The following is a 1,204-nucleotide window of genomic DNA, read 5'->3' on the forward strand; positions in this document are numbered from 1 at the left end:
GACCGCAGCAGGCGCAGGTCGACGATGCGGTAGCTGGCCTGTTCGTGCCCCTCGCCCGTCATGATGAACGCGCCGGCAAGCGGAACGACACCGCCTACGTCGTGTTCGACGCGGACGGCCTCGCCGCCACGCCGCTCGACGCGCTGGAGCGGGTGCTGCCGCTGGTCGACACGCCCGGCGCGACGATGCGCTGGGGAGATCGGGCCATTCCCGTCGTCGACCTGCGCCGGCCGAACCACGTGCCGGCGGAAGAAGGCCAGGTGCTGGTCGTGCGCGCGGGCGAGCGCCGCGTCGCGTGCGTGGCCGCGCGCGTGCACGTGATGATCCCGGCCGGTGGCGGGCAGTTGTACCGTCTCGGTGCCGGCGCGTTCATCATGACGGGCGAGGGGCGCGAACAGGCCAGCTACCGCATCGTCGACCTGCGCCTGCTGCGGTCCTGACCTGTGTCCGTTACGCAACCGAAGCGAGCAAAAATAGAACGGTCGTACGAAATAGTGTATGCTTCGGCTCCCGCCGACCCCGGCCTTTCCGGCCCGGGGGCGGGCTCAGAATCGATACTTGGAGTGAGACCGATGAACCAGAAACACCTGACCCTGCTCGTCGCCCTGGCCCTGGGCGCGTCGCTCGACGCGACCGCTTCCGGCTACCGCTTCGGCTCCCAGAGCGTGTCCGCCCAGGGCACGGCGGAAGCCAACGGCGCCGAAGCCGCCGACGCATCCACCATCTTCGCCAACCCGGCCGGCATGTCGCGCCTGGAAGGGCGCCAGATCGTCGGCGGCATCACCGCCGTCGTCCCGCACTCGACGTTCCAGGATGCCGGCTCGACCCGCTTCACCAGGACGTCCACGGGCGGCGTGAAGGCGCAGGACGACTACGCGCCGAGCGTCGTGGCCGCCCCGACGCTGTACTACAGCCAGAGGATCGACAACCAGTGGACGGCCGGTGTCGGCGTGTTCGTCCCGTACGGCACCAAGCTGGATTACGACGACAACTGGTCGGGCCGCTACTCGCTCACCAACATCAAGCTGGAATCGATCAACATCAACCCGTCGGTGGCGTTCAAGCTCTCCGAGCAGCACAGCTTCGGCTTCGGCATGGACATCGAACACATGAAGGCGAGCCTGCGCCAGGGCGTGGACGTGCCGGGCTCGATCGCCGCCGCGCAGGCCGCCGGCAGCAGCGCGAAAAGTTCGGTGACCGGCAT

The 1,204-nt window shown here is 68.7% G+C and carries 2 protein-coding genes; both read left to right on the forward strand.

The genetic code is table 11. The annotated features are described in order from the left end of the window. On the forward strand, positions 1–440 hold a 440-nt coding region (locus ACEN88_RS32200), incomplete at its 5' end, for a hypothetical protein (protein ID WP_413346279.1). Between the two features lie 132 nt (positions 441–572). Further along, the coding region (locus tag ACEN88_RS32205; protein WP_413346281.1) for an OmpP1/FadL family transporter at positions 573–1,204 on the forward strand (632 nt) is incomplete at its 3' end.

The sequence above is a fragment of the Massilia sp. CT11-108 genome, from assembly GCF_047302915.1.
GTDB lineage: Bacteria > Pseudomonadota > Gammaproteobacteria > Burkholderiales > Burkholderiaceae_D > Telluria > Telluria orientalis.